The 21,777-nt window shown below is 56.2% G+C and carries 24 protein-coding genes and 3 tRNA genes; 7 read left to right on the top strand and 20 right to left on the bottom strand.

Annotated elements, in window-relative coordinates; translation table 11 throughout:
- Positions 1-28 precede the first annotated feature (28 nt).
- Positions 29-1,030, bottom strand: coding sequence for a zinc-dependent alcohol dehydrogenase (locus tag FGO67_RS10275; protein ID WP_338039554.1), 1,002 nt, complete (start codon positions 1,028-1,030; stop codon positions 29-31).
- Between the two features lie 144 nt (positions 1,031-1,174).
- Between FGO67_RS10275 and FGO67_RS10270 the strand changes: the two genes are divergently transcribed.
- The 6 genes from FGO67_RS10270 to FGO67_RS10245 all read left to right on the top strand — a co-directional run bounded on the left by FGO67_RS10270 (position 1,175) and on the right by FGO67_RS10245 (position 5,140).
- A complete protein-coding gene (locus tag FGO67_RS10270) occupies positions 1,175-1,918 on the top strand; it encodes a CDP-alcohol phosphatidyltransferase family protein (protein WP_203300604.1) in 744 nt (247 codons plus the stop codon).
- Between the two features lie 55 nt (positions 1,919-1,973).
- Positions 1,974-2,528, top strand: a complete 555-nt coding sequence (locus FGO67_RS10265; RefSeq protein ID WP_238942326.1) for a YceI family protein — start codon at positions 1,974-1,976, stop codon at positions 2,526-2,528.
- 8 nt (positions 2,529-2,536) lie between these two features.
- Positions 2,537-2,998 carry a hypothetical protein gene (locus FGO67_RS10260; protein WP_203300602.1) on the top strand — a complete coding sequence of 154 codons (462 nt, stop codon included), beginning with the start codon at positions 2,537-2,539 and terminating at the stop codon, positions 2,996-2,998.
- Between the two features lie 141 nt (positions 2,999-3,139).
- Positions 3,140-4,090 (top strand): DMT family transporter, encoded by a 951-nt coding sequence (locus tag FGO67_RS10255; RefSeq protein ID WP_203300601.1) that lies wholly within the window; start codon positions 3,140-3,142, stop codon positions 4,088-4,090.
- Between the two features lie 55 nt (positions 4,091-4,145).
- Positions 4,146-4,222 (top strand) — tRNA-Val (locus tag FGO67_RS10250).
- A gap of 105 nt (positions 4,223-4,327) precedes the next feature.
- On the top strand, positions 4,328-5,140 hold the full coding sequence (locus FGO67_RS10245; RefSeq protein WP_203300600.1) for an RluA family pseudouridine synthase: 813 nt from the start codon (positions 4,328-4,330) through the stop codon (positions 5,138-5,140).
- A gap of 11 nt (positions 5,141-5,151) precedes the next feature.
- On the opposite strand, the gene FGO67_RS10240 is transcribed toward FGO67_RS10245, so the two are convergent.
- The 8 genes from FGO67_RS10240 to FGO67_RS10205 all read right to left on the bottom strand — a co-directional run bounded on the left by FGO67_RS10240 (position 5,152) and on the right by FGO67_RS10205 (position 11,983).
- Positions 5,152-5,580: a GNAT family N-acetyltransferase gene (locus FGO67_RS10240; RefSeq protein WP_203300599.1), complete on the bottom strand. Its 429-nt coding sequence runs from the start codon at positions 5,578-5,580 to the stop codon at positions 5,152-5,154.
- Positions 5,581-5,950: 370 nt separating this feature from the next.
- The gene (locus tag FGO67_RS10235) at positions 5,951-6,958 is read right to left on the bottom strand and encodes an NAD-dependent epimerase (protein ID WP_203300598.1); all 1,008 of its coding nucleotides are present in this window, start codon (positions 6,956-6,958) and stop codon (positions 5,951-5,953) included.
- Positions 6,959-6,970: 12 nt separating this feature from the next.
- Positions 6,971-7,717: a TIGR04219 family outer membrane beta-barrel protein gene (locus FGO67_RS10230; protein ID WP_203300597.1), complete on the bottom strand. Its 747-nt coding sequence runs from the start codon at positions 7,715-7,717 to the stop codon at positions 6,971-6,973.
- Between the two features lie 30 nt (positions 7,718-7,747).
- Positions 7,748-8,461 carry a phosphoribosylaminoimidazolesuccinocarboxamide synthase gene (gene purC / locus FGO67_RS10225; RefSeq protein ID WP_203300596.1) on the bottom strand — a complete coding sequence of 238 codons (714 nt, stop codon included), beginning with the start codon at positions 8,459-8,461 and terminating at the stop codon, positions 7,748-7,750.
- Between the two features lie 42 nt (positions 8,462-8,503).
- A complete protein-coding gene (gene bamC / locus FGO67_RS10220) occupies positions 8,504-9,601 on the bottom strand; it encodes an outer membrane protein assembly factor BamC (protein ID WP_203300595.1) in 1,098 nt (365 codons plus the stop codon).
- A 35-nt stretch (positions 9,602-9,636) separates the two neighbouring features.
- The gene (gene dapA / locus FGO67_RS10215; RefSeq protein ID WP_203300594.1) at positions 9,637-10,515 is read right to left on the bottom strand and encodes a 4-hydroxy-tetrahydrodipicolinate synthase; all 879 of its coding nucleotides are present in this window, start codon (positions 10,513-10,515) and stop codon (positions 9,637-9,639) included.
- A 144-nt stretch (positions 10,516-10,659) separates the two neighbouring features.
- The gene (locus tag FGO67_RS10210) at positions 10,660-11,739 is read right to left on the bottom strand and encodes an AI-2E family transporter (RefSeq protein WP_203300593.1); all 1,080 of its coding nucleotides are present in this window, start codon (positions 11,737-11,739) and stop codon (positions 10,660-10,662) included.
- A 16-nt stretch (positions 11,740-11,755) separates the two neighbouring features.
- Positions 11,756-11,983 (bottom strand): sulfurtransferase TusA family protein, encoded by a 228-nt coding sequence (locus FGO67_RS10205; RefSeq protein ID WP_041338199.1) that lies wholly within the window; start codon positions 11,981-11,983, stop codon positions 11,756-11,758.
- A 164-nt stretch (positions 11,984-12,147) separates the two neighbouring features.
- Between FGO67_RS10205 and FGO67_RS10200 the strand changes: the two genes are divergently transcribed.
- Positions 12,148-13,623 (top strand): M48 family metalloprotease, encoded by a 1,476-nt coding sequence (locus FGO67_RS10200; RefSeq protein WP_203301176.1) that lies wholly within the window; start codon positions 12,148-12,150, stop codon positions 13,621-13,623.
- A 12-nt stretch (positions 13,624-13,635) separates the two neighbouring features.
- On the opposite strand, the gene nadA is transcribed toward FGO67_RS10200, so the two are convergent.
- The 11 genes from nadA to ruvB all read right to left on the bottom strand — a co-directional run bounded on the left by nadA (position 13,636) and on the right by ruvB (position 21,662).
- A complete protein-coding gene (gene nadA, locus FGO67_RS10195; RefSeq protein ID WP_203300592.1) occupies positions 13,636-14,697 on the bottom strand; it encodes a quinolinate synthase NadA in 1,062 nt (353 codons plus the stop codon).
- A 193-nt stretch (positions 14,698-14,890) separates the two neighbouring features.
- Positions 14,891-14,966: transfer RNA gene (locus FGO67_RS10190), tRNA-Lys, on the bottom strand.
- A 68-nt stretch (positions 14,967-15,034) separates the two neighbouring features.
- Positions 15,035-15,110 (bottom strand) — tRNA-Lys (locus FGO67_RS10185).
- Positions 15,111-15,195: 85 nt separating this feature from the next.
- Positions 15,196-15,975 carry a tol-pal system protein YbgF gene (gene ybgF / locus FGO67_RS10180; protein WP_203300591.1) on the bottom strand — a complete coding sequence of 260 codons (780 nt, stop codon included), beginning with the start codon at positions 15,973-15,975 and terminating at the stop codon, positions 15,196-15,198.
- A gap of 24 nt (positions 15,976-15,999) precedes the next feature.
- Positions 16,000-16,569, bottom strand: a complete 570-nt coding sequence (gene pal / locus FGO67_RS10175) for a peptidoglycan-associated lipoprotein Pal (protein ID WP_203300590.1) — start codon at positions 16,567-16,569, stop codon at positions 16,000-16,002.
- A 65-nt stretch (positions 16,570-16,634) separates the two neighbouring features.
- A complete protein-coding gene (tolB, locus tag FGO67_RS10170) occupies positions 16,635-17,927 on the bottom strand; it encodes a Tol-Pal system beta propeller repeat protein TolB (protein ID WP_203300589.1) in 1,293 nt (430 codons plus the stop codon).
- Between the two features lie 36 nt (positions 17,928-17,963).
- Positions 17,964-18,992, bottom strand: a complete 1,029-nt coding sequence (gene tolA, locus FGO67_RS10165; protein WP_338039552.1) for a cell envelope integrity protein TolA — start codon at positions 18,990-18,992, stop codon at positions 17,964-17,966.
- 22 nt (positions 18,993-19,014) lie between these two features.
- The gene (tolR, locus tag FGO67_RS10160; RefSeq protein WP_203300588.1) at positions 19,015-19,461 is read right to left on the bottom strand and encodes a protein TolR; all 447 of its coding nucleotides are present in this window, start codon (positions 19,459-19,461) and stop codon (positions 19,015-19,017) included.
- Between the two features lie 35 nt (positions 19,462-19,496).
- The gene (tolQ, locus tag FGO67_RS10155; RefSeq protein ID WP_203300587.1) at positions 19,497-20,186 is read right to left on the bottom strand and encodes a protein TolQ; all 690 of its coding nucleotides are present in this window, start codon (positions 20,184-20,186) and stop codon (positions 19,497-19,499) included.
- 14 nt (positions 20,187-20,200) lie between these two features.
- On the bottom strand, positions 20,201-20,638 hold the full coding sequence (gene ybgC / locus FGO67_RS10150; protein ID WP_238942324.1) for a tol-pal system-associated acyl-CoA thioesterase: 438 nt from the start codon (positions 20,636-20,638) through the stop codon (positions 20,201-20,203).
- On the bottom strand, positions 20,631-21,662 hold the full coding sequence (gene ruvB, locus FGO67_RS10145; protein ID WP_203300585.1) for a Holliday junction branch migration DNA helicase RuvB: 1,032 nt from the start codon (positions 21,660-21,662) through the stop codon (positions 20,631-20,633). The genes ybgC and ruvB overlap by 8 nt, the downstream gene beginning before the upstream one ends.
- Positions 21,663-21,777 lie beyond the last annotated feature (115 nt).

The following is a 21,777-nucleotide window of genomic DNA, read 5'->3' as shown; positions in this document are numbered from 1 at the left end:
TTCTCCGGAAGGTAACGGTGGGTGGAAACTAGTAAATAATTCGATGGCACAGGGTGTGCCCGTCATTCGCTAATATATCGCCCATAACCTCTGGCAAATCGGCAAACCGGGTCTCCCCAGTAATCAGGCAGTCGAGTCGGTCATCGGCCAGTAACTCCAGCGCCAGCCTCATGCGCCGGCCATAGTTCCATCGAGGTTGTTGGTAGGAGGGAATCTGGCCGACTTGGCTGGATCTGAGCGTCAACCGGCGGGAATGGAAAGCTTCGCCAAGAGGCACTTCCACTCTCCGGCTTCCGTACCAGCTCATTTCAACAACCTTGGACTCCTGACCCGCGACTGACAATGCCGTGGTTAGGCCCGATGGGTGGCCACTGGTGTGAAACACCAGGTCATAGTCGTTTTCGTCAGGGCACTCTGCAAACTTGAGCCCCAAGGCCTCCGCCTGGGCGCGTCTTGCCGGGTTGAGGTCAATAGCGGTGACGTGAGCCCCCGGTATCTGCCTGGCCAGCCACGCGACCAGCAACCCGACCACGCCCAGCCCAACTACCAGGATTCGATCGCCAACGGTCGGCAAGGCATCCCACAGGCCGTTGATCGCGGTTTCCAGGTTGGCCGCCAGCACCGCACGTTCAGCCGGAACATTGTCAGGAATCAATTGCACGGCTTCCTGAGGCACCTGAAAGCGTTGTTGATGAGGAAACAGGCAAAAGACAAGTCGGCCTTCCAAATGTTTTGGCCCGGAAACCACCCGTCCAACATTGGCATAGCCGTATTTTACCGGAAACGGAAATTCACCCTGCTGGAACGGAGCACGCATACGCTGAAATTCGCTCTCTGGGACCTGCCCCCGGAAAACCAATGCTTCAGTACCTCGGCTGATACCGGAATAAAGAGCTTCAACGGTTACCCACCCACAATTGGTATTGGTCTTCTCGGAGCGCACCGGCGCATGCGACAGCATCCCTTCGCCCGGCCCGGTCACCCACCATGCCAGGCTATCCCCCATTTCCTGCCTGTTATCCAGCTGCACCGCCCTCTCCCTGTTTTTTTCCAATGAAAACTGGGTCCGAACACCACGCTTGTGCGTAAGCACCCTTAGCTCTTCACAACTATAGTCAGTCTGTGAGTGTTTCACTGTCTGCACCGTGTAGTAGCTATACGCTAGGGCTCAGCTATGGATTCTCGAGACAACACGGCTCCGCCAGGCTTATCCATCCATCAGGACCTGGTTTGGGGCTTTGCATTAACCGCTACAGCCTGCCTGGCCGCGGCCTGGTTCTGGCAGCTCACGCCGGCTGCACCGGCGATTGCTGTCGGTTTATTTGCATTCATTGGGTGGTGCGTTTTCAGGCACTGGCCTGCGGACCAGGACTTCAACCCCGCCAACCGGGCGACCCTGGCTCGAAGCTCACTGGTTGTGACGCTCGTGGCCAGTGCTCCCTTTATCGGGCATCTGACCAAAGGGCACCTTGATGCCCAGCTTTGGACTTACGCCATCGTTGCCCTGACCGCCCTGCTAATGGACGGCGTGGACGGCGCGCTGGCACGGGCCAATCGATGTCAGAGCCGGTTTGGCGCACGCTTTGATATGGAGCTGGACGCCGCTCTTATCCTCGGTTTGTGCATAGCGGTTATGACTCTGGACAAAGCTGGAGCGTGGGTGCTCTGTTTAGGTCTGATGCGCTATGCTTTTATCTCTGGGAGCACAATCTGGCATTGGCTTAAGCACCCGCTTCCCGACAGTTTCCGGCGCAAAACTGTCTGCGTGTGGCAACTCGTTACCCTGATGGTGGCATTGCTGCCGCCCGTATCGCCTGCGTTTGCCGGTACCACACTGGCCACGGCTCTGGCCCTGTTGGCATGGTCATTTGGACTGGATATTCGCTGGCTTCATCGAAGGAGGTTCTCCCATGATTAACGGAAATCCCATTGGCAAAGCCGCATGCTGTGCTCTAATTCTAGGTACTTGCGCTATGCCCGCCACGACATTTGCCGAACCTGCTACGTTTGAAGTGGACTCCGATCACTTTTCCATGTCCTTTGAAATCATGCATATCGGTTACGCCCCGGTGATCGGCATGTTCCGGGACGTGGAAGGACAGTTTGTATACGACGACGCCACCGGCGAGCTGGAATCAGGCACCCTGGTGTTCGAAAGTCGTAGCGTGTTCACCAACCATAAAAAGCGGGATGAGCATCTTCGAGGTTCAGATTTTCTGCATAGCAGCAAATACCCGGAAATCACCTTCAACCTCACTGGATTTGAAGCAACCGGTGAAAAGACCGGCAAAGTGACCGGAGATCTGACTATGTTGGGACAATCCAACCCGGTCATCTTGGATGTGACGCTTAATAAATCCGCTGACTACCCGATCGGGCATGAGGACTTCACCCTGGGGATCAGCGCCGAGACTACGCTGCGCCGAAGTGACTGGGGAATGACCTACGGACTGGATCCAGCATTGGTCGGGGATGAGGTTCGCTTACGATTTGGCTTTGAGGCCAACCAGAAGTCAGGCTGGTTCTGAATGTGGTCTTGGCTGTAGCTCCTTCGCTTTTTGCAGGAACAGCCTATTGGTTAGCCTCAAGCAGCCACGCCAGTTTTAGTTGGCTGAGTCCCGACCCACGAGCCGAGGGCTATCGCGGCAATCGCTACGAACCGGTCAGCCTTCCGCTGGGCAATAACGGCCAATTTAACTTTATTCTCGAGCAATACCGCTTCACCCGCGGAGAGCCGATTTTGGTCGCCGCCTCGATTCAGGGCCCGCAGGTGGTGGCAGATCGCCTGGAACTCTCACTAAAAAATTCCCTGAACCGGTACTCTGTGGTGTCTGCCCGATTGATAACCACAGACGGCGATGGGATCTACGAAGTGACCATCGCCGGGAGCCTGGTGGCAGTGTTGGGGCTCCGGCGACCGCTACATCGAGGCGCCTGGATCCAAAGACACCGACATGTCGACTTTGGTCTACTCAACACTCAACAACTAACTTTCTAACCATCTGTTATTAAGACAAAAATAAGGCCCAAGGACGGGCCTGCCCAGGTTGCAAAATAACTGGCCACCTTTCCTTTTTAGTTCGCAAACTATACATTGATCCGTTTGCCATTCTACTGATCGACGCTCAAGCGGTTATTCATGTCCGATACTCAAAAATCCGATGCTTTGTTGTTCGCCGTTACTTTGATAGCGGCGGTCAGTTGGATCTTCTCCAAGGAGGCGATATTGCTGATGCCGCCTCTTCTTTTCATGGCAGAGCGTTTCCTCCTCGCCGGTTTCGTTCTGGCGATTGTCGCGTGGCGCCCCCTATCCCGTCTCAGCGCAGATCAGATTCGCCGAAGCCTTGGCGTTGGCCTGGTATTTGGAGTCGCCATGACCTTCTGGATCATGGGCCTGTTCCATGGCGAGAGCATGGGTGAAGGTGCATTCCTGACGAGTCTGGGTGTGGTGATCGTTCCGATCCTTGCCAGACTTTTGTTCAAAGAGGAGCAACCTAAAAGCACCTGGATCGCCATTCCCATTGCAGTTGCCGGGCTTGCCCTGCTGTCACTTAAGAATGGCTTCAGGCCGGAACCGGCCCAACTATTCTTTGTCGGCGCAGCTTTTATCCTGGCGCTGTACTTCACCATGAACACCCGGGCTGCGAACCAGCGCACGGTGATCAATCGGCGCGGTGAAACCATCGAAAAACGCCGGGTGCCGGCCCTACCGTTGACCAGCCTGGTGCTCACCACAGTAGGATTTGTCACACTTGCCGCATCATCAGTGCTTGAGCCCTGGCAAAAGGCTTTGTTCGAGCCATCTGGCGCTCTGGTCGGCTGGATCCTGGCCAGCGCCATAATCGGCACTGCCGGTCGCTTCCTGATACAAACCTACGCACAGAGCCTATCGGCCCACAGCCATGGCGTAGTTATCCTGATCCTGGAGCCGGTTTGGGTAAGCCTGTTTGCGGCCCTCTGGTTTGGAGAAACCATGAGCGGCCTGCAGCTTGGCGGCTGTGCCCTTATTTTTGCTGCATTATTGGTCAACCGCTGGGGTGCACTCAGCAAAGCGCTCAAGACTTGGCTGCGCAATCAGAAAACCTCGTGAAAGTAGTTGACCAAAAACCGTAGAATCAGTATATTGCGTCCCCGTTGCAGGACACAGGACCATAGCTCAGTTGGTTAGAGCGCTGCCTTGACATGGCAGAGGTCGGCAGTTCGAATCTGCCTGGTCCTACCACTTCTGCATAGAAAGTCAGTTACTTGCGACACCGTAAGAACTGGCTTTTTTTATGTCCGGATATCTATACTCTCTTCCCCGGACCTCTTGCCCGGTATTTCCCCCATGCGAACCACCATCGACTTCACACTGGAACACTCGCAGACTGCGGTCGACGCACTCAGCGAAGCCTCGGGACTGCCCAAACAGCGCATCAAAGACGCCATGAGCAAGGGCGCATGCTGGTGGACGCACAAAGGCAAACGAGTTCGACTGCGTAAAGCCAAACGGGAAGTACGAGCCGGCACGCGCTTGCAACTCTTTTACGATGAGGCCGTGCTCGCCCGCAAACCGGAACCTGCCACCCTGCTGGAAGACAGGCGCCGCTACTCCATCTGGTTTAAGCCTCACGGCCTGTTGGCCCAGGGCTCACAGTGGGGCGATCATTGCAGTCTGCTTCGCGAAGCGGAATTAGCTCTTGGCCGGGATTGCTTTCTGATTCATCGCCTGGATGCAGATGCCGCCGGGCTGATGCTTATTGCTCACGACTCCAAGGCCGCTGGCGCGCTCTCAAAGTGCTTCTCGGGACGAGCGATCACCAAGCACTACCAGGCACGGGTGCGTGGCGAGATTACCGCTCAGGATCAACTCATAGATGCCCCGATCGACGGCAAAGAGGCCATTACCAGAATCTCAACCGTCAGCATTAACGAAACCGATCAGACATCGCTGCTACAGGTAAGCATTGAAACAGGACGAAAGCACCAAATCCGGAAGCACCTAGCAGGCATCGGCCACGCCATCATTGGTGACCGGCTTTATGGTCGTCCTGCACAAGAGCCTCTGCAACTATTGGCTTACTTTCTGGAATTCGACTGCCCATTGGAACGCCGGCGCGTCCAGATCCGCTTGCCCGAGCCTGAATACAGCCTTAAGTAGGCTCTTAGAAATCAAACTGGCACGGGCTCCAGGCCTAGACAATCAAATACCGGCTGTGCCCGCACCAGTCTTCCCTTTTTCAGCACGGCACTGAAGATCGTTCGACCCAAAAACTGCATAGTAAAATAGGTAAACATCGGGTTGAAACCCGCCTTTGCCAGCGCCCGCCTTGAGGCATGATTACTGACGGCTACGGCGCTCCATGCAACCCTGGTTGACGGACGGTGCAAGTTAAAGATTTCATTCAGCATGATACCAAGCAAACCCTGACCCCTGTGCTCTGGCGCTGTAGCCACATCCCAGACATAAATTGCATTGCCAGGTATTGTCAGCTTTAAATGGTGCAAGACACTCACATGAGCTCCTTCGCAGGCGACCCAGCCATAAACTACGGGCTTATCACCAACAAGCAACTCGTAAAACTTGTGGCCTTCGCTCACTCGCCTGACAAACTCCGCCTTAGAAACTGGGAGACCATCCCTTAACATTGGCGCACCTGTCATCTCCCGCAACAGCCCAACGTCAGTCGAGCTAGATGAACAATCGGGGCTAATTTTTAGAGACAGGAAGATACCCGCATCTACGCGGACTAAGCGATTGAACCATCGTTTGAGGGGGCGCAGCCAGCGCCTGAGGGCCTTCAATGCTCGAACATCCGTTGTTTGCCCATCTAAGCTTTACCAGAGGATAGTAGAAGCTTAGCCGGGTTCACAATCACTGCAAAGGTTGTTCGTCGATCTCGAATAGGACCGAGTTCTGCCGAGCCTTTTCTGGCCCGGCATTCACTTACATGAACATCACAGTCGTTCGCTAGACGTCGTAAAACTCACGATACCAGTCAACAAAATTGGCAATACCCTCTTCCACTGTTGTGCCGGGCTTGTAACCGACATCGGCAATCAGGTCATCCACATTGGCGTAGGTGGCCGGGACATCCCCAGGCTGCAATGGCAGCAGGTTTTTCTCTGCTTTCTTGCCGACACGCTCTTCAATGATTTCAATGAAGCGCGACAACTCAACCGGGTTATTACTTCCGATGTTGTAAATCCGGTAAGGACCTTTGCCGGTGCCTGGATCCGGATTCTCACCTGTCCATTCCAGATTGGGTTCCGCAACATGATCGAGGGTACGAATCACGCCTTCGACAATGTCATCGATGTAGGTGAAATCACGCCGGTGCTGGCCGTGATTGAACACATCGATTGGCTCGCCTGCCAGAATCTTCTTGGTAAAGATGAACAGCGCCATATCAGGCCTGCCCCAGGGACCGTACACAGTAAAGAACCGCAAGCCGGTGGTGGGCAGATTGTAGAGATGGCTGTAGGTGTGAGCCATCAACTCGTTGGCCTTCTTGGAGGCCGCGTAGAGGCTCAGAGGATGATCGACGTTGTCATGCACAGAGAAAGGCATGGTTTCGTTAGCGCCGTACACCGAGCTGCTGGAGGCGTAGACAAGGTGTTTGACGTTATTGTGACGGCAACCTTCCAGGATATTCATAAACCCTACAAGGTTGGCGTCGACATAAGCGTGAGGATTCTCGATGGAGTAGCGAACGCCTGCCTGAGCGGCCAAATGGACGACGCGCTCGGGCTTGTGCTTTGCAAAGAGCGCCTCCATGGCGCTCCGGTCCGCAACATCCTGACGAACCTCAGTAAAACCGGCCTTGCCTGTCAGTCTCGCTAAACGAGCCTCTTTCAGGTTGACGTCGTAATAGTCGTTGACGTTATCAACGCCGATTACTTCATCGCCACGGTCCAGCAAGCGATGCGCCAGGTGCGAGCCAATAAAGCCCGCCGTTCCGGTCACGAGAATCTTCACGTTAAACTCCCTTTAAAATACAACTCCAGCACTGACAAACGGCCCATCAATCTCGACGTCCAATCTGTCGTCATCATCTTCGTAATCAATCGACATCTGGCGGTAGCCAGCTCGCAGCTGAATGACAGCCATTTCAAACTGGCCGTACGCGTTAAAGTCGTGAAGGGAATCGCCGCTGTAGCTGACGAAATTACCTTCAGCGCCAATCGACACGCCGGTCAGCGGTAAATCGAACCGGGCAGCCAGGTACCCCATGGGCAGAACCGCATCCACTTCGGTCTTGCTCGCTTGGCCAGCTCCGCCAATCTGACGAACTACCAGCTCACCGGAAAGATCACGGGCAGTGAGACCAAGATCCAGATTGACCCAGTTATCAAGCACTTCGTAATAGAACGTGAAGTCCAGCTGTTCCAGATCCAGCTCGGACCGAACATCCACGCCTGATCCTACATTAACAATACCGCCAAAGTTAGCGCCCAATTCACCGCGGCCGCTCTGCTGGACCAGAGTGTAGTTGAGCCTCACGTTAGGCAGCACCGGGACGGGATGCTCAAAATACAAAGAAGCATTCGTGTTGGAATCGTTTTCAAGGTCCAGGTCATTCTCGACATCCACCTGGCCACCGCGCTTGTCTGCAGCCTCACCTGTCAGCTCTGAATCCCAGTAACTTACACTTGCACCAAGACCTACCACGTCCGCGTGGGCGAAGGGTGCGGCCAGAAGCAAGGAACCACCGGCAGCGACAATCAAGTTACGCATAGAACACCTTTTCTTTGTTGTGTGTCTGGATTAATCGAACTGGATGCCTAAACGGCGCCCCACTTCCTCATAGGTTTCAATCACATCACCCAGTCCCTGGCGAAACCGATCTTTATCCATCTTCTTACGGGTTTCCTTGTCCCAGATGCGGCAGCCATCAGGACTGAACTCATCCCCCAGGACAATCTCGCCACCACTGCGACCAAACTCCAGCTTGTAATCCACGAGCAGCATACCGGCGTCATCAAACAGAGCCTTCAGCACGTCATTCACCTGGTAGGTCAGCTGCTTCATGCGTTCCAGCTCGTCGGCCGAAGCCCAACCAAAGCTCACGGCCAGCGATTCGTTGACCATCGGATCATGCAGTGCGTCGTTCTTCAGGAACAACTCATAGGTAGAGGGTTTCAGCTCAACGCCCTCTTCCACACCAATTCGACGGCACAAGCTGCCGGCGGAAATATTCCGCACCACACACTCCACCGGGATCATGTCGAGTTTCTTCACGATGGACTCAGTTGAAGACAGCAGGCCTTCGAAATGAGTCGGTACGCCCGCAGCCTCAAGCTTTTCCATTACGAAGGCATTGAATTTGTTGTTAACCATGCCTTTGCGGTTGAGCTGCTCTTTCTTTTCGCCGTCAAAGGCCGAGGTGTCATCCCGAAATTCAAGGATGAATCGGTCCGGGTTGTCGGTCTTGTAGACAGACTTTGCCTTGCCGGCGTATAGCTCTTCACGCTTTTCCATTGGGGTCTCCGAAGTGGTGCCGAACCAGCGGCAACCACTCAATCAGTATAGATAGTCGAACAGTTCTGTCAGCAGATCCGACGCCGTTTGCTCACCGTCGTAGCTCGGCAGCCGTTCAGCAGTAATCACGATGTCCTTGTTACCCTGCATCAGAGTAACAGTGTGGGTATGCCGGGGTTCTTCTGCGTCCCTGAACCAGCTGAACCAACCCGGTTCGCGTTCGTCTTCAGTGCGGTAGTCCACGTAGAACCAGCCTTCACTGCGGTTCAGATCCACCACCGGAACCTTGGCCTCCGTCAGCGCCCGACTCACCTCCGCCCAGGAGCGGCCGTAATCCAGGCTCATGCGGATCGCTGAAGTCTCCTCGTCGCTCGAGATGAGTTTGACCAGAGGATCGCTGACCATACCAGACGCCGCCCGGGAGAAGGACTTGTTCTCCTCTCGGGCCTTTAGGAAATCGCCCATGTCGGCCAGCAACCGCTTTTGCAATTCCAATGCCTCTGGAGTTGGGTTTGCTATCCCCGACCAAGGCACTAACTCCTGAGGCTGGCCCTCCACAGTCAGCTTACGAACCTGGATCTCGGTGGTCTTGCGCCGAACGCCCGGTGCCATCCGGACCTGCAGCACTACCTTGGACTCTTCCGCACCAGGATTTTCGGGCAGCTCGGCCAATTCGCGGGCGCGCTTGCTGAAGTTAAGCAGTTCACTCTGCAACAGACCCAGCTGCGGGCTGTCGTAGCTGACTCCCAGACCTCGGCTTGTCATGTAGGCGTTGGCCGCAGGCCAAATCCGACCGGGAACATCGTTCACCAACAACCAAACCCGGCCATCTAGCTCCTCAACAGCATAGTTCTCATCGAGAATTTCAGAAGTCATGTCTGGCGGGTTGGGAATACTGGACGGGTACAGCTTACTGGAATCCGCCACGGCGACATCCCGGATGGGCATCACCTGACTGAAATTGGCTTTTTCGGAACCGGCCGGAAGCTGCAGCAGCTTTCCTTCTTTGGCGGATACATAACGTTCAGATCGGTCTTCCAGCATGCCACATCCGGACAGCGCTGATACCAGCAGCAATCCGGAGGCAACAGTCAGGGAATTTGACAACAAGGTACTACGGGTTCCAAGAAGAACCGGCATCGGGTTACTCCGGGTTGAACACAGTTTCAGTAAACTCAGAGCACACCTGAGGCTTTCAGCGCATCTTCCACTTCTGCGTGGAACTTCTCGCTCAGCGGCGTCAGTGGCAAGCGGATGCCTTCGCTGATCATTCCAATGCGGTGCAATGCCCATTTTACCGGGATAGGATTGGCCTCAAGGAACAGCTTGCGGTTCAGGGGCATCAACAGTTCGTTGAGGCGCTCGGTTTCTTCGCGATTGCCGGCAATGGCGGCTTCACAAAGCTGGGACATGCCCTTGGGGGCAACGTTCGCGGTAACCGAAACGTTACCCTTGCCGCCCGCCAGCATCAGCTCAGCGGCGGTGGCGTCATCGCCTGAGTAGACCGCAAGGCGACCTTCCAGAGCTTCAATCAACTCGGCGCCACGGGGGATGTTGCCGGTTGCGTCCTTGATGGCCACGATGTTGGGAATGTCGGCAAGCCGCAGAACCGTTTCGTTGAGCATGTCGCAAGCGGTGCGACCTGGCACGTTATAGAGCATCTGCTTCATGCCTGGGACGGCTTCGGCAATGGTCTTGAAGTGCTGGTACAGCCCTTCCTGCGTCGGCTTGTTGTAATAAGGCACAACCAGCAGGCAGGCATCGGCGCCCAGCTTGTGAGCTTCCGTGGTGAGCTCGATCGCCTCGCGAGTACTGTTACCACCGGTACCCGCAATGACAGGAATCCGACCGTCCACACGCTTTATGATATGACCTATCACCTTGCAGTGTTCTTCAGGATCCAGGGTTGCGGACTCACCCGTGGTACCCACAGCAACGATGCCATGGGTGCCATTTTCGATATGAAAGTCCACCAGCCGATCCAGTTCCTGCCAGTGAATTTCACCGTTTGGATCCATGGGCGTGACCAGTGCGACAAGGCTACCCGTAATCATAAAAGCTCCGTCCGAATAAAACCGATATGGTAATGTTGGGCACGAACTGACACAAGGGAATTAAAGACTCGGGATTCCCTGTGTTCGAATGTTCCCCCGAGGGCCTGAACCGAAATCCGGCTCACGGCTGTTCAACTTCCTGGTTCATGACTGCCCCACTGTTGGTGGTGGCACGTAATCCTTCACCGGCCAGGCAGCAAAAACGGCCTTGAGCATCGTCGCCAGGGGAATGGCAAAAAACACTCCCCACAAGCCCCAGATACCGCCGAAAAACAGAACCGCTACGATGATGGCCACCGGGTGAAGGTTGTTCACCTCAGAGAACAGTACCGGCACCAGAACGTTTCCGTCCAGCGCCTGAATGACACCGTAAACCACCATAACCCAGATAAAGTGGCTGCCCCAACCAAAGGCAAAGAGGCCAATCATCGCAACAGGAACGGTCACTACCGCGGCGCCAATGTAGGGAATCACTACACTCAGCCCCACTAACAAAGACAGTAGCGCAGCATAAGGCATGCCGAGCAGCTTGAAGGCCACGTAGGTGGCACCACCCACGATAAGGATCTCGACCGCTTTACCGCGCACATAATTAGCACACTGCAGATTCACCTCATGCCAAATCTGCAGCATCATCGGGCGCTGCGGCGGAAGGAGCCGGCCAATAGCCCCAAGCAACACTTCCCGGTCCTTCAGGAAGAAGAACACCAGGATCGGCACCAAGACCATGTAGATCAGCAGGGCCACGAGATCCGGGATACTGGAGAGCGAGAACGACACCAGCCACTGGGTCATGTGACCTACTTCGGTCGACACCTGCTGATACAGCTTGTTGACCGCGTCGGCAGAAATCAGCTGCGGATACTCTTCAGGAAGCAACTCAAGATAGGTTTGCAACTCTCCGATAATCCGCGGAGTTTCACCGGCAAGATTGCTAAGCTGAGTCCAGATCAACGGCAACAGGCCAAAGGTGACACCCACGAGAATACCGAGAAAGACCAGGAACACGCTGACGATGGAGACCACTTCAGGAACGCCCAGCTTGGTCAATTTGGTCACCAGCCCCTGTAAAATAAAGGCAATGATCAGCGAAGCGATGGCGGGCGCCAGCATGGCCCCAAACCAGATCACAAAGACGGTACCGGTAACCAGAATCAGAAACAGGATGACCGCTTCTTCATCGGAAAAGTACTTGTGGGCCAGACCGCGTAAAATCCTGAGCATCAGTATCTCCGAAAGGTTATGCGCCGCACTTTATCACAAACCGGTACTGGCCATCGGTCTCAGCCGAGCTCACCAGCTGATGACTGGACAGCTTGATAAAGGCGGGGATATCGCGAGCAGAACCAGAGTCGGTGGCAATAACCTCAAGCTCTTCGCCAGGGGTCATGCTATTGAGCTCAAGCTTGGTTTTCAGCAGCGGCATGGGACAAAGAAGCCCGGAAGCATCCAGAGTACGATCAACCATAGGAGACAAACACCAACGCAGAACTGTAAAGCGAATTAACGGGCTGGCATTATGCCGCCAGTGGTAATGTATTGCACCACAATAGTTTTTAATCGAAAAGTCAGAACTTTTTATCGTAGGCTTCTGTCTCTATGACACACAGAATGGAAGGCAATACTCGCTACATGACTTCTTCCCGAACCAGACCTCGCCCAAAGTATGCCGCCAAAGCATGGACTCTCGCCCTTGGCCTTTTTCTCGTGGTTTCACCACTTCAGGCCCAGGAAACCGAGCTGCCAAGCATTGGTGGCGCAGGTGGCGGACTGATATCTGGCCAGCAGGAGTCCGAGATTGGCGAACAGGTCATGGTATCGATCCGCCGCTCAGCGCCAAGGATCACCGACCCTCTAGTATTTGACTACCTGACCGCGATTACCTATCAACTGGTGCCCTCCGCCCCACTCCGAGAGCGGGACCTGACGCTAGCGCTAATCGATAGCCCGGCGATCAACGCCTTTGCGGTGCCAGGCGGCATTGTAGGAGTCAACGGCGGCCTGTTCCTGAACGCTACCACTGAGCAGCAATTTGCCTCGGTACTCGCGCACGAGCTTGCCCACCTCAGCCAGAGGCATTTCGCCCGACGCCTCGAGCAGCAGGAAACCAGCGCGCCACTGACCATCGCCGGCATGATTGCCGGCATCGTGCTGTCTGCGGTCACTCAGTCCGACTTGGGCATCGCCGCAATCGCGGGCACCCAGGCGCTCGCCGTCCAGAATATGCTGGCCTACAGCCGCGCCCACGAACAGGAAGCAGACCGGGTAGGCCTGGACATTCTGGCATCCGCCGGCATGGATCCGGACGGCATGCCCGAGATGTTCGAAATCATGATGCGCCAGAACAGGCTGCAAGGTAACCAGCCGCCCGAATACCTGTCTACGCACCCGCTGACCCAGAGCCGGGTCGCAGATACCAGAAACCGAGCGGAGCAGTACCCAGATCGAACCGTCCGCGACAGTCAGGAATTTCACCTGATGCGGAGCCGGTTGCAGGTACGCTATGCAGCTTCCGCCGATGTCGCGGTAGAAACCTTTAAGGCCTATCTGGACCGCAGCGGAACAAAACCAAACGATTCAGTCCGATACGGCTTGGCAGTGGCGTATCAGAAGAACAACCAGCCTGACAAAGCGATTGAGCTGCTCAAAAGCCTGCTGGATGAAAAACCCGGGCGGATCACTTACCAGGTCACCTTGGCAGACGTTCTCATTGGCCAGGAACGGACGCAGGAAGCCCTCGCCTTGCTGAAAGACGCTCTGAAACGCAACCCAGACAACTATCCAATCATGTTCACGCTGGCTGAAGCGGAGCTGGCAAGCGGCAATGGCACCGCGGCGGCCGACATCCTCAAACAGCTCACTCGAATGCTTCCAAGGCAGGAGGGCCTCTGGCTAAGACTGGCCGAAGCAGAGGGTATGGCGAGAAACATCGTTGGAGTACATCGGGCCCGGGCGGAGTACGACGCGCTCATGGGCAACCTGGAGGCGGCCCAACGACAACTGCGGCAAGCCCAGGAGAAACTACCGGCTGGCTCACCCCAACGCCAGGTTGTCACCGAAAGACTGGCCGAAATCACCCGTCGCCTGAACACCCAGCGCCGAGGCTAACGGCCGGAGCGCTCAGGCGTTGCCCGCGGCTTTCAGGTTCATGTTCGCGGTGAAATCGAGCATTCGCCGCAACGGCTTGAGCGCGCGCTCCCGCAGAGCATCGTCTACCAGAACCTCCTGATCACCCTGCTCCAGAACGTGCAGCAGGTTCTCCAGGCCATTCATGGCCATCCACGGGCAATGGGCACAGCTGCGACAGGTTGCACCGTTACCAGCCGTGGGCGCCTCGAGAAGCGTCTTCTTGGGCGCGAGCTGCTGCATCTTGTAGAAGATGCCGTTGTCCGTTGCAACAATGAACTTCTCATTCGGCAGCGTCTGCACCGCGTGAATCAACTGCGAGGTGGACCCCACCACGTCAGCCATATCCACAACAGCACTCGGGGACTCCGGGTGCACCAGTACGGCGGCATCGGGGTACAAGGCCTTCAGGTCTTCCAGGCCACGATACTTGAACTCTTCGTGCACGATGCAGGAGCCATCCCAGAGCAGCATATCAGCCCCAGTGGTCTTCTGGACGTAGTGCCCCAGGTGTTTGTCAGGGGCCCAGAGGATCTTCTCGCCGCGGGCGTCCAGATCTTCAACGATGGCCTGGGCGCAGCTGGAGGTGACCACCCAATCGGCTCGCGCTTTTACCGCTGCCGAGGTGTTCGCATACACCACCACGGTCCTGTCCGGGTGCTGGTCGCAGAAGTCGGCAAACTCGTCGGCCGGGCAGCCTACGTCCAGTGAACAGGTGGCCTCGAGGGTCGGCATCAGCACGCGCTTCTCGGGATTGAGAATCTTTGCTGTCTCTCCCATGAAGCGCACGCCGGCCACCACAACCGTGGACGCCGGGTGCTGGTTGCCAAACCGCGCCATTTCCAAGGAGTCGGCAACGCAACCTCCGGTCTCTTCCGCAAGGCGCTGGAGATCCGGATCGGTGTAGTAATGAGCCACCAGAACCGCATCTTCGGCCTTCAGGGCAGCCTTGATGCGAGCCTCAAGATCAGCCTTCTCGTCAGCACTTAGCGGTTTTGGCTCTGCCGCGTGGGCAAGGTGTTCCTGGACAAGGATACGATCTTCAGCTCGGGTCATTACTGCGTCTCTGTGTTGCTATGTCTATGGAAGTATACCACTTTACACCCTTCAAATTCGGGTTCTGACACGGCGTGGTAACAGAACTCTGATGAGGATTTAAGTGCCCTCATTGAGTAGGTAGTAACTTATACGCAAAAAAAAAGAGCCCGAAGGCTCTTTTTTCGCAAAAACCCTTTCGGGCTTTAGCATTTGGTGGGTCGTGAAGGATTCGAACCTTCGACCAATTGGTTAAAAGCCAACTGCTCTACCAACTGAGCTAACGACCCGGAACTGCCGGCCAGACATCTTTTCCTGACCCATTTCCGAGCAACTCAGCCTGCTCGGAAATCTTGTTTGGTGGGTCGTGAAGGATTCGAACCTTCGACCAATTGGTTAAAAGCCAACTGCTCTACCAACTGAGCTAACGACCCAAACGAGGCGCATATAGTAATGATTTTTTGGCGCTGATCAACCCCTTTTTTTCAGGTTTCTCAACATTTTTCCCTCGACGCCGACTTAAGAGCTGCCGGAGTCCAAAAACTTCTTGGCCAGCTTGGCCGCACTGCTGTTCGGATAGTCCGTGACAACGGTATTCATGCGACGTTTGGCTTCCTCGGACTCACCCAGGCGATCCAGCGTGACACCCAGCTTGTAGACCGCGTCAGGCGCTTTCCGGTGATCCGGATAGCGTGTGGCAACGATGGTGAACGCCTGCTTAGCTTGCTCGAGCTGAGGCTTGACCAGGTAAACCTCTCCCAGCCAGTAATAGGCGTTAACGGTGAGGTCTCCTTCCGGGTGCTTGTCGATGAACTCGTACAACTGGCTGATCGCCTGATCGTACTTCTTCTGATTTCGAATCAGATCGACAATGTCCTGGTAGGCTTTGCGCTCCTCGGCACCGGGCTGGCGGTATTCCTTGGTAGCCGTACCGGCATTACTGCCAGCCCCAACTCCTCCTGTACCGGCGTCCGAAGCCTGCGGCTGCGGCTGCGCAGAAACCTTCTCGGACAGGTCCAGAATACGCTGATCGAGATCGATGTAACGATCCCGGCCTTGCTCTTTCAGACGATCGATCTCATGCCTCTGCTCTTCGACCTCACCCTGCAAGCGACGAACTTCGCCCTGCAACTGCTGGATCATATAGAACAGTTCGGCTGTCGCCTGACTGCTATTAGCTTTCCGCTGCGCTTCCGAACCGGTGTTCTGGAACGCGGGGGTAGACGATTGCGCCAGAGCCGCGCCCGCATGCCCGAGGGCAAGCGAGACGGCCACTGTCGCCATGAGTCTTGTTCTCATGGGCATTCCCGACTTCTGGTGTGTTTACTCGAACACGAGCTCCACACGACGATTCTGGGCCCAGTCGCTTTCTGAGGATCCCATGACCGCCGGCTTCTCTTCACCATAGCTTATGGTTTCCATCTGGCCGCGTGAAGCACCGTTTACGATAAGGAAACGCTGAACGGCGTTAGCACGACGCTCGCCAAGTGCCAAATTGTACTCCTTAGTACCACGCTCGTCGGCATGGCCTTCAAGACGGACCTGCTGACCTGGGTTGTTGGCCAAGAACTGGGCGTGAGCCACCAGTACGTCACGCGCTTCCTGCTTGATCTCGGCAGTATCGAAATCAAAGTAGAATACGGTGATATCGCGCAGCGCTTGCTGCTCGGCCTGCTGCTGGGCCGCCATGCGCTCCTCTTCGGTCATCGCTGAGGAAGACACACCAGCCTGGTCATCGCCACCGTAAACAGTGGAACCGCCTTCCTGATCAATCGCGGCCACGTCGGAACCATAAGCGCCGTCGTCCTGCGTTTCACCCGTGGAGCTACAGCCAGCAAACAGACCGGCGGACAGAAGGACTGCAAAAGCCTTGGATTGAGCTGACAACTTCATAACACTTTCCTTTCAGTTGGTGGACTTGCTTTCTGAATCAATTGACAGGCATAACCATCTGCCTGTTACCGCACCAGCGGCCCCCAGGCAGGTTCACGAACATCACCTTCCGAAGCCGGAAGACTGTACGCGGCACCGCCATCGGCTGAGATAACCGTAAGCACACTGTCTGCGCCCTGCTTGGTTGCATAAATCAGCATGCGGCCGTTCGGGGACACGCTTGGGGATTCATCGGATTCGGTTCGGGTGAGAATCGTCTCCTCACCGGTTTTCAGGTTGGTCCGGGCGATGTGGAACGCCCGATCCCTTTGATGCACGTAATAGACAAAATTACCGCTGTTATCCGGCCTTGGCCGCGCATTGTAACGGCTGCCAAAGGTGATCCGACGGGGCGAGGCACGCTCGCTCTCCTTGTAATAAATCTGCGGGCCGCCGGAGCGATCAGAGGTGAAAAACAGGCCATTGCCAGTGTGATCCCAGCTGGCTTCCGTGTCGATCGCCCAGTGGTTGGTGATCTTGGTCAGTTTCTTGGTGGCCAAATCCATTCGATAGATCTCGGCGTTGCCGTCTTTCGACAACGTCATCAGCAACGAGCGACCATCCTCGGACCAGGCTGGCGCCGAATTCAGGCCCGGGAAATCCGCCGCCTTGGTGCGCTTCCCGCTGGACAATTCGTGCACAAAAATAACGGGCTTGCCGGTTTCGAAAGAAACATAGGCCAGCTTCTTGCCATCAGGTGACCAAGCCGGCGAGAGAATCGGTTCCTGACTTTCCAGCCGGATCCGCGCCCGCTTGCCGTCAACATCGCTTACCTGCAGCCGGTAACGCGGTTTGTCATTAAACTTATCCAGAGTCACATAAGCCAGCTTGGTAGAAAATGCACCTGGTACCCCGGTGATGGCCTCGTACACCTTGTCACTGACATGATGGGCGAGGGAGCGCAGGTTGCTGGCCGGTGCAGCAGCGGTTTCACCGAGCAAACGCTCCTCGGTGTTCACGTCGAACAGTTCATAGCGGGCTGAGACCCGGTCGCCTTGGCGAGTCAGCTCACCGACCAGGACATAACGCTGGCCAAGCAAACGCCAGTCCCGGAAAAACACGTCTTCCCGCTTAGACGGCAGGCTGAGCATTTTTTCCGCCGGCAACGGACTGAATTCGCCACTCATGGCGAGATCGCTTCGAACGATGGTACTGAGCTTGTCGCCGGGGGGGATGTTGCCGGATTCAGCGAATGGCACCACCGCAATCGGAACGGCAGCGTCGGCACCCTCGGTGATACGAATCAACAACTCGGCACGCGCTGTACCCGCTGCAACCAGCGCCAAAGTCAGCACTGTAACTAGCTTTCTTAACAACATGGTCCAAGCCCGCTGTGTCAAAGTGTGTTCCATTCCCTATTTCAACCGGCGAGGGTTGAACTCGATGGTGAACTGGCGGAAATACCGCTCGAAAGTGTCCCGCTTATCCGGAATCGGATACCGACTGAGCGAACGTACGGCGCTCAGTGCCGAATTATCGAAAGCGGTGTTGCCACTGCTGCTCACCAATTTAACGCCGGCCAGCTCGCCCGTGGGTAACAAGGTAATCTGTAGGCGCGCTGTCATTTCCTCAGTGGCCGACGAAGGCGGGTACCAGGCCTGACTGAGCCGTTCGCGGATCAGTGCCTGATACTTCTCACTTTCCGTCAGCATCTGCGCCTCGCGGGCCTTGGCAGCCGCCGCTTGAGCTTGCCGCCGGGCCTCGGCTTGCTTGGCCTCGCTGGCTTCCTCAGCCAACGCTTCCAACTGCTTTTCCTTCAACCGACGCTCCGCCTCCTGACGTTTGCGCTCGGCTTCCTTTCGGGCCTCTTCTTCCCGCTTCTTGCGCTCCGCCTCTTCACGCTTACGCTGCTCTTCTTTGCGCTTCTTTTCAGCTTCAGCCTCGGCCTTGCGCTGCTCTTCCTGGCGTTTTTTCTCTGCCTCGGCTTTCTGACGTTCGCGCTCTTTCGCCTCGGCTTCCGCTTTCTGACGGGCAGCCTCCTTGGCCTTCGCTGCTTCTTCGCGCTTGCGCTTCTCAGCCAGCTGACGCTCTTGCTCTTGCTCCTGAGCCTTACGTTCAGCCTCTTCTTTGGCCTTCTGTTCGGCCAGTTTCCGGGCCTCTTCCTTCCGTTTCTCCTCCGCCTCGCGCTTCTGCTCTTCCAGCCGTCGCTCTTCGTCACGGTCCGGCTGATCATCCAGGGCCTCTATCGGACTGGGCTCCGGCTGCTGCTGGGTGACCAATCGAGCGGAGATGCTGCGTGGCGGTGGCTCGTGCTCCGGACTGCTCCAGGTCCAGCCCGCCAACGCGACACCCACGATGACCAGGTGCAATATCAGCGACAAGGCAACGGGTGATTTCCAGGGTGGAACGCCCGTGCTGGTTACTTCACGCTCGTGACCTATCACAAAATACCTGCCTGCACTGGTATCACTTGTCGTCCAGGGGTGATTCAGTGATCAAACCGATACTCCCGGCACCTGCACCCTGCAACTCTGCCATCAGCCGAACCACGGTTCCGTACTCCACGTGCTCGTCGCCACGCACAAGGATTTCACTGTTGGCACGCTGTGAAAGAATTTTGGCAATCTGTTCCCGAACCTCAGTCAGAGACATAGGGTCACTGCCGCGATCCCCAACTTCAACGTAATAGGCGCCATTGGCATCTACCGACACTACGATCGACTCGACGTTTTTGTCAGCCTGAATTGGATCCGACGTCGTTTCCGGCAGATCCACCTTTACGCCCTGAGTCAACATGGGTGCAGTTACCATGAAGATAACCAGCAGCACCAGCATGACGTCGATGTACGGCACCACGTTGATCTCTGACATCGGCTTTCGCCGATGCTGCGGCATCATGCCCATGCCTTTCATCGCGTTATCCTCCAACCATCACCGAACAAGCACATTTACGCGGCACTCTTTTCACTGTGGTGAACACGGCGATGCAGAATGCTCGAAAACTCCTCAGCGAAGGTTTCGTAGTTCTTGAGCAAGGCGTCGGATATGGCCGAGAACCGGTTGTAGGCGATAACCGCCGGAATAGCGGCAAACAGACCCATCGCGGTTGCAATCAGAGCCTCGGAAATACCGGGAGCAACCGTAGCCAGGGTGGCCTGTTGCACCTGGGCCAGGCCCCGGAACGAGTTCATGATGCCCCAAACCGTACCAAACAGGCCGATATAGGGACTGGTCGACCCCACCGTTGCCAGAAATGGCAGATGGGTTTCCAGGCGTTCCTGCTCCCGGGAGAAGGCCACTCTCATTGCGCGCTGGGTGCCTTCCATGACCGCGTCCGCGTCCCGACTTTGCTGACGCAGACGGGAAAACTCCTTGAAACCTGAACGGAACACGGATTCCATGCCAGAAAATGGAGTTGGCTCGGCATTCACTTCACGGTAAAGCTGCCCCAAATCCATGCCGGACCAGAATCGCTCCTCAAAAGCCAGCTGGGACTGCTTGGCCTTTCGGAATACCTGAAGGCGCTGAAAAATCAGCGCCCAGGACACCACGGAAGCCAGCGCCAGCAGCAACATGACAAGCTGCACCAGCACACCGGCATTGGATACGAGATACCAGACTGAAACTTCTGATTCCACCTTTAGCTCCTGGCTTATTCCGTTGTCTGAACGTTGCTTTCAAGCAACGCCTGCATGTTCTCGGGTAATCGGCGTGGGCGGCCACTGTCCAGCGCCACACAGGCCACTCTCACATCGGCTTCACACAGCAAGGCCCGGTCTTCGGCGCGCAGAACCCGCTGTTTGAAGCTCATCCACACCCGGCCGTAGCCCTGAGGCTCTGCCGAGATCAGCAACTGATCGTCCAGCCGTGCCGGCACCGCATAATGTATCGCCATACGCTGTACAACATAGCTGATATTCTCAGCGAGGCCTGCGCGCAGGCCGACCCCACAACTGCGAACCCATTCGGTACGAGCCCGCTCCATGTAGTGCAGGTACTTGGCATGGAACACAATGCCACCGGCGTCCGTATCCTCGATGTAGACACGAACCGGCAACTCAAACACGTCACCGCACGACGGCTCAGTCAAAGAGATCCTCCTCTTTGCCCGATTTCGGTGGCACCACACCAAAGTGCTGGTAGGCATTGGACGTAACCATCCGCCCCCGCGGCGTGCGCACCATATAGCCCTGCTGAATCAGGAAAGGCTCCAGGACATCTTCAATTGTGCCCCGCTCCTCACTGATTGCTGCAGCCAGACTTTCGACGCCGACCGGGCCGCCGTCGAATTTTTCAATCATCGCCAGCAACAGTCGACGGTCCATATGATCGAACCCCCGGCTATCCACTTTCAGCATGTTCAATGCCTGGTCGGCGATATCAGAACTGATATGGCCATCGGATCGCACCTCGGCGAAATCCCGCACGCGGCGCAACAGCCTGTTGGCAATGCGCGGCGTGCCGCGGGACCGACGGGCAATTTCAAACGCACCGGCCTCATCAATGGCGACCGACGACAGCCTGGCCGAACGCATGATGATGTTGGTCAGGTCATCAGTGTTGTAAAACTCGAGCCGCTGGACTATGCCAAAACGATCCCGCAGTGGCGACGTCAACAGTCCGGCCCGGGTCGTGGCGCCTACCAGAGTAAAAGGCGGCAGATCCAGCTTGATTGAGCGGGCCGCAGGCCCCTCACCAATCATTATATCGAGCTGATAGTCTTCCATCGCCGGGTACAGCACTTCTTCCACGGCTGCGCTCAGGCGATGGATCTCATCGATAAAAAGCACATCGCCTTCTTCCAGGTTGGTCAACATGGCGGCGAGATCGCCGGCCTTTTCCAACACCGGGCCGGAAGTCGTCTTGATCGACACCCCCATTTCGTTAGCGATGATGTTCGCCAGGGTCGTTTTACCGAGACCCGGCGGACCGAAAATCAGCACATGGTCAAGCGCTTCGTCGCGGCCTCGGGCGGCAGAGATGAAGATATCCATCTGCTCGCGCACTGCCGGCTGACCAACATACTCGGCCAGCAAGCCAGGACGGATCGCCCGATCCTGAACCTCTTCGTAATCACCGGCCCTGGCTGAAATCAGTCGGTCGGATTCGATCATGGCATCATCCGTTCATTGGGATTCAACATCGTGCCTTTAGCGCTTACCTCTGAGTTAACCAGTGGCACCAATTGTACAAACAGCTTGCGGGGTGTCACGTTACGCTCTCTACAGG

The sequence above is a fragment of the Marinobacter sediminum genome (genome assembly GCF_016820575.1).
GTDB lineage: Bacteria > Pseudomonadota > Gammaproteobacteria > Pseudomonadales > Oleiphilaceae > Marinobacter > Marinobacter sediminum.
The sequence above is the reverse complement of the archived record's forward strand: the minus strand, read 5'-3'. Positions and strand labels throughout refer to the sequence as shown.

Coding starts and splice junctions, on each gene's coding strand:
- FGO67_RS10270 (WP_203300604.1), top strand. CDS start 1,175: ATGGATTCTCGAGACAACACGGCTCCGCCAGGCTTATCCATCCATCAG.
- FGO67_RS10265 (WP_238942326.1), top strand. CDS start 1,974: ATGCCCGCCACGACATTTGCCGAACCTGCTACGTTTGAAGTGGACTCC.
- FGO67_RS10255 (WP_203300601.1), top strand. CDS start 3,140: ATGTCCGATACTCAAAAATCCGATGCTTTGTTGTTCGCCGTTACTTTG.
- FGO67_RS10245 (WP_203300600.1), top strand. CDS start 4,328: ATGCGAACCACCATCGACTTCACACTGGAACACTCGCAGACTGCGGTC.
- FGO67_RS10230 (WP_203300597.1), bottom strand. CDS start 7,717: ATGCGTAACTTGATTGTCGCTGCCGGTGGTTCCTTGCTTCTGGCCGCA.
- purC (WP_203300596.1), bottom strand. CDS start 8,461: ATGGAAAAGCGTGAAGAGCTATACGCCGGCAAGGCAAAGTCTGTCTAC.
- bamC (WP_203300595.1), bottom strand. CDS start 9,601: ATGCCGGTTCTTCTTGGAACCCGTAGTACCTTGTTGTCAAATTCCCTG.
- dapA (WP_203300594.1), bottom strand. CDS start 10,515: ATGATTACGGGTAGCCTTGTCGCACTGGTCACGCCCATGGATCCAAAC.
- FGO67_RS10210 (WP_203300593.1), bottom strand. CDS start 11,739: ATGCTCAGGATTTTACGCGGTCTGGCCCACAAGTACTTTTCCGATGAA.
- FGO67_RS10205 (WP_041338199.1), bottom strand. CDS start 11,983: ATGGTTGATCGTACTCTGGATGCTTCCGGGCTTCTTTGTCCCATGCCG.
- FGO67_RS10200 (WP_203301176.1), top strand. CDS start 12,148: ATGACTTCTTCCCGAACCAGACCTCGCCCAAAGTATGCCGCCAAAGCA.
- nadA (WP_203300592.1), bottom strand. CDS start 14,697: ATGACCCGAGCTGAAGATCGTATCCTTGTCCAGGAACACCTTGCCCAC.
- ybgF (WP_203300591.1), bottom strand. CDS start 15,975: ATGAGAACAAGACTCATGGCGACAGTGGCCGTCTCGCTTGCCCTCGGG.
- pal (WP_203300590.1), bottom strand. CDS start 16,569: ATGAAGTTGTCAGCTCAATCCAAGGCTTTTGCAGTCCTTCTGTCCGCC.
- tolB (WP_203300589.1), bottom strand. CDS start 17,927: ATGTTGTTAAGAAAGCTAGTTACAGTGCTGACTTTGGCGCTGGTTGCA.
- tolR (WP_203300588.1), bottom strand. CDS start 19,461: ATGAAAGGCATGGGCATGATGCCGCAGCATCGGCGAAAGCCGATGTCA.
- ruvB (WP_203300585.1), bottom strand. CDS start 21,662: ATGATCGAATCCGACCGACTGATTTCAGCCAGGGCCGGTGATTACGAA.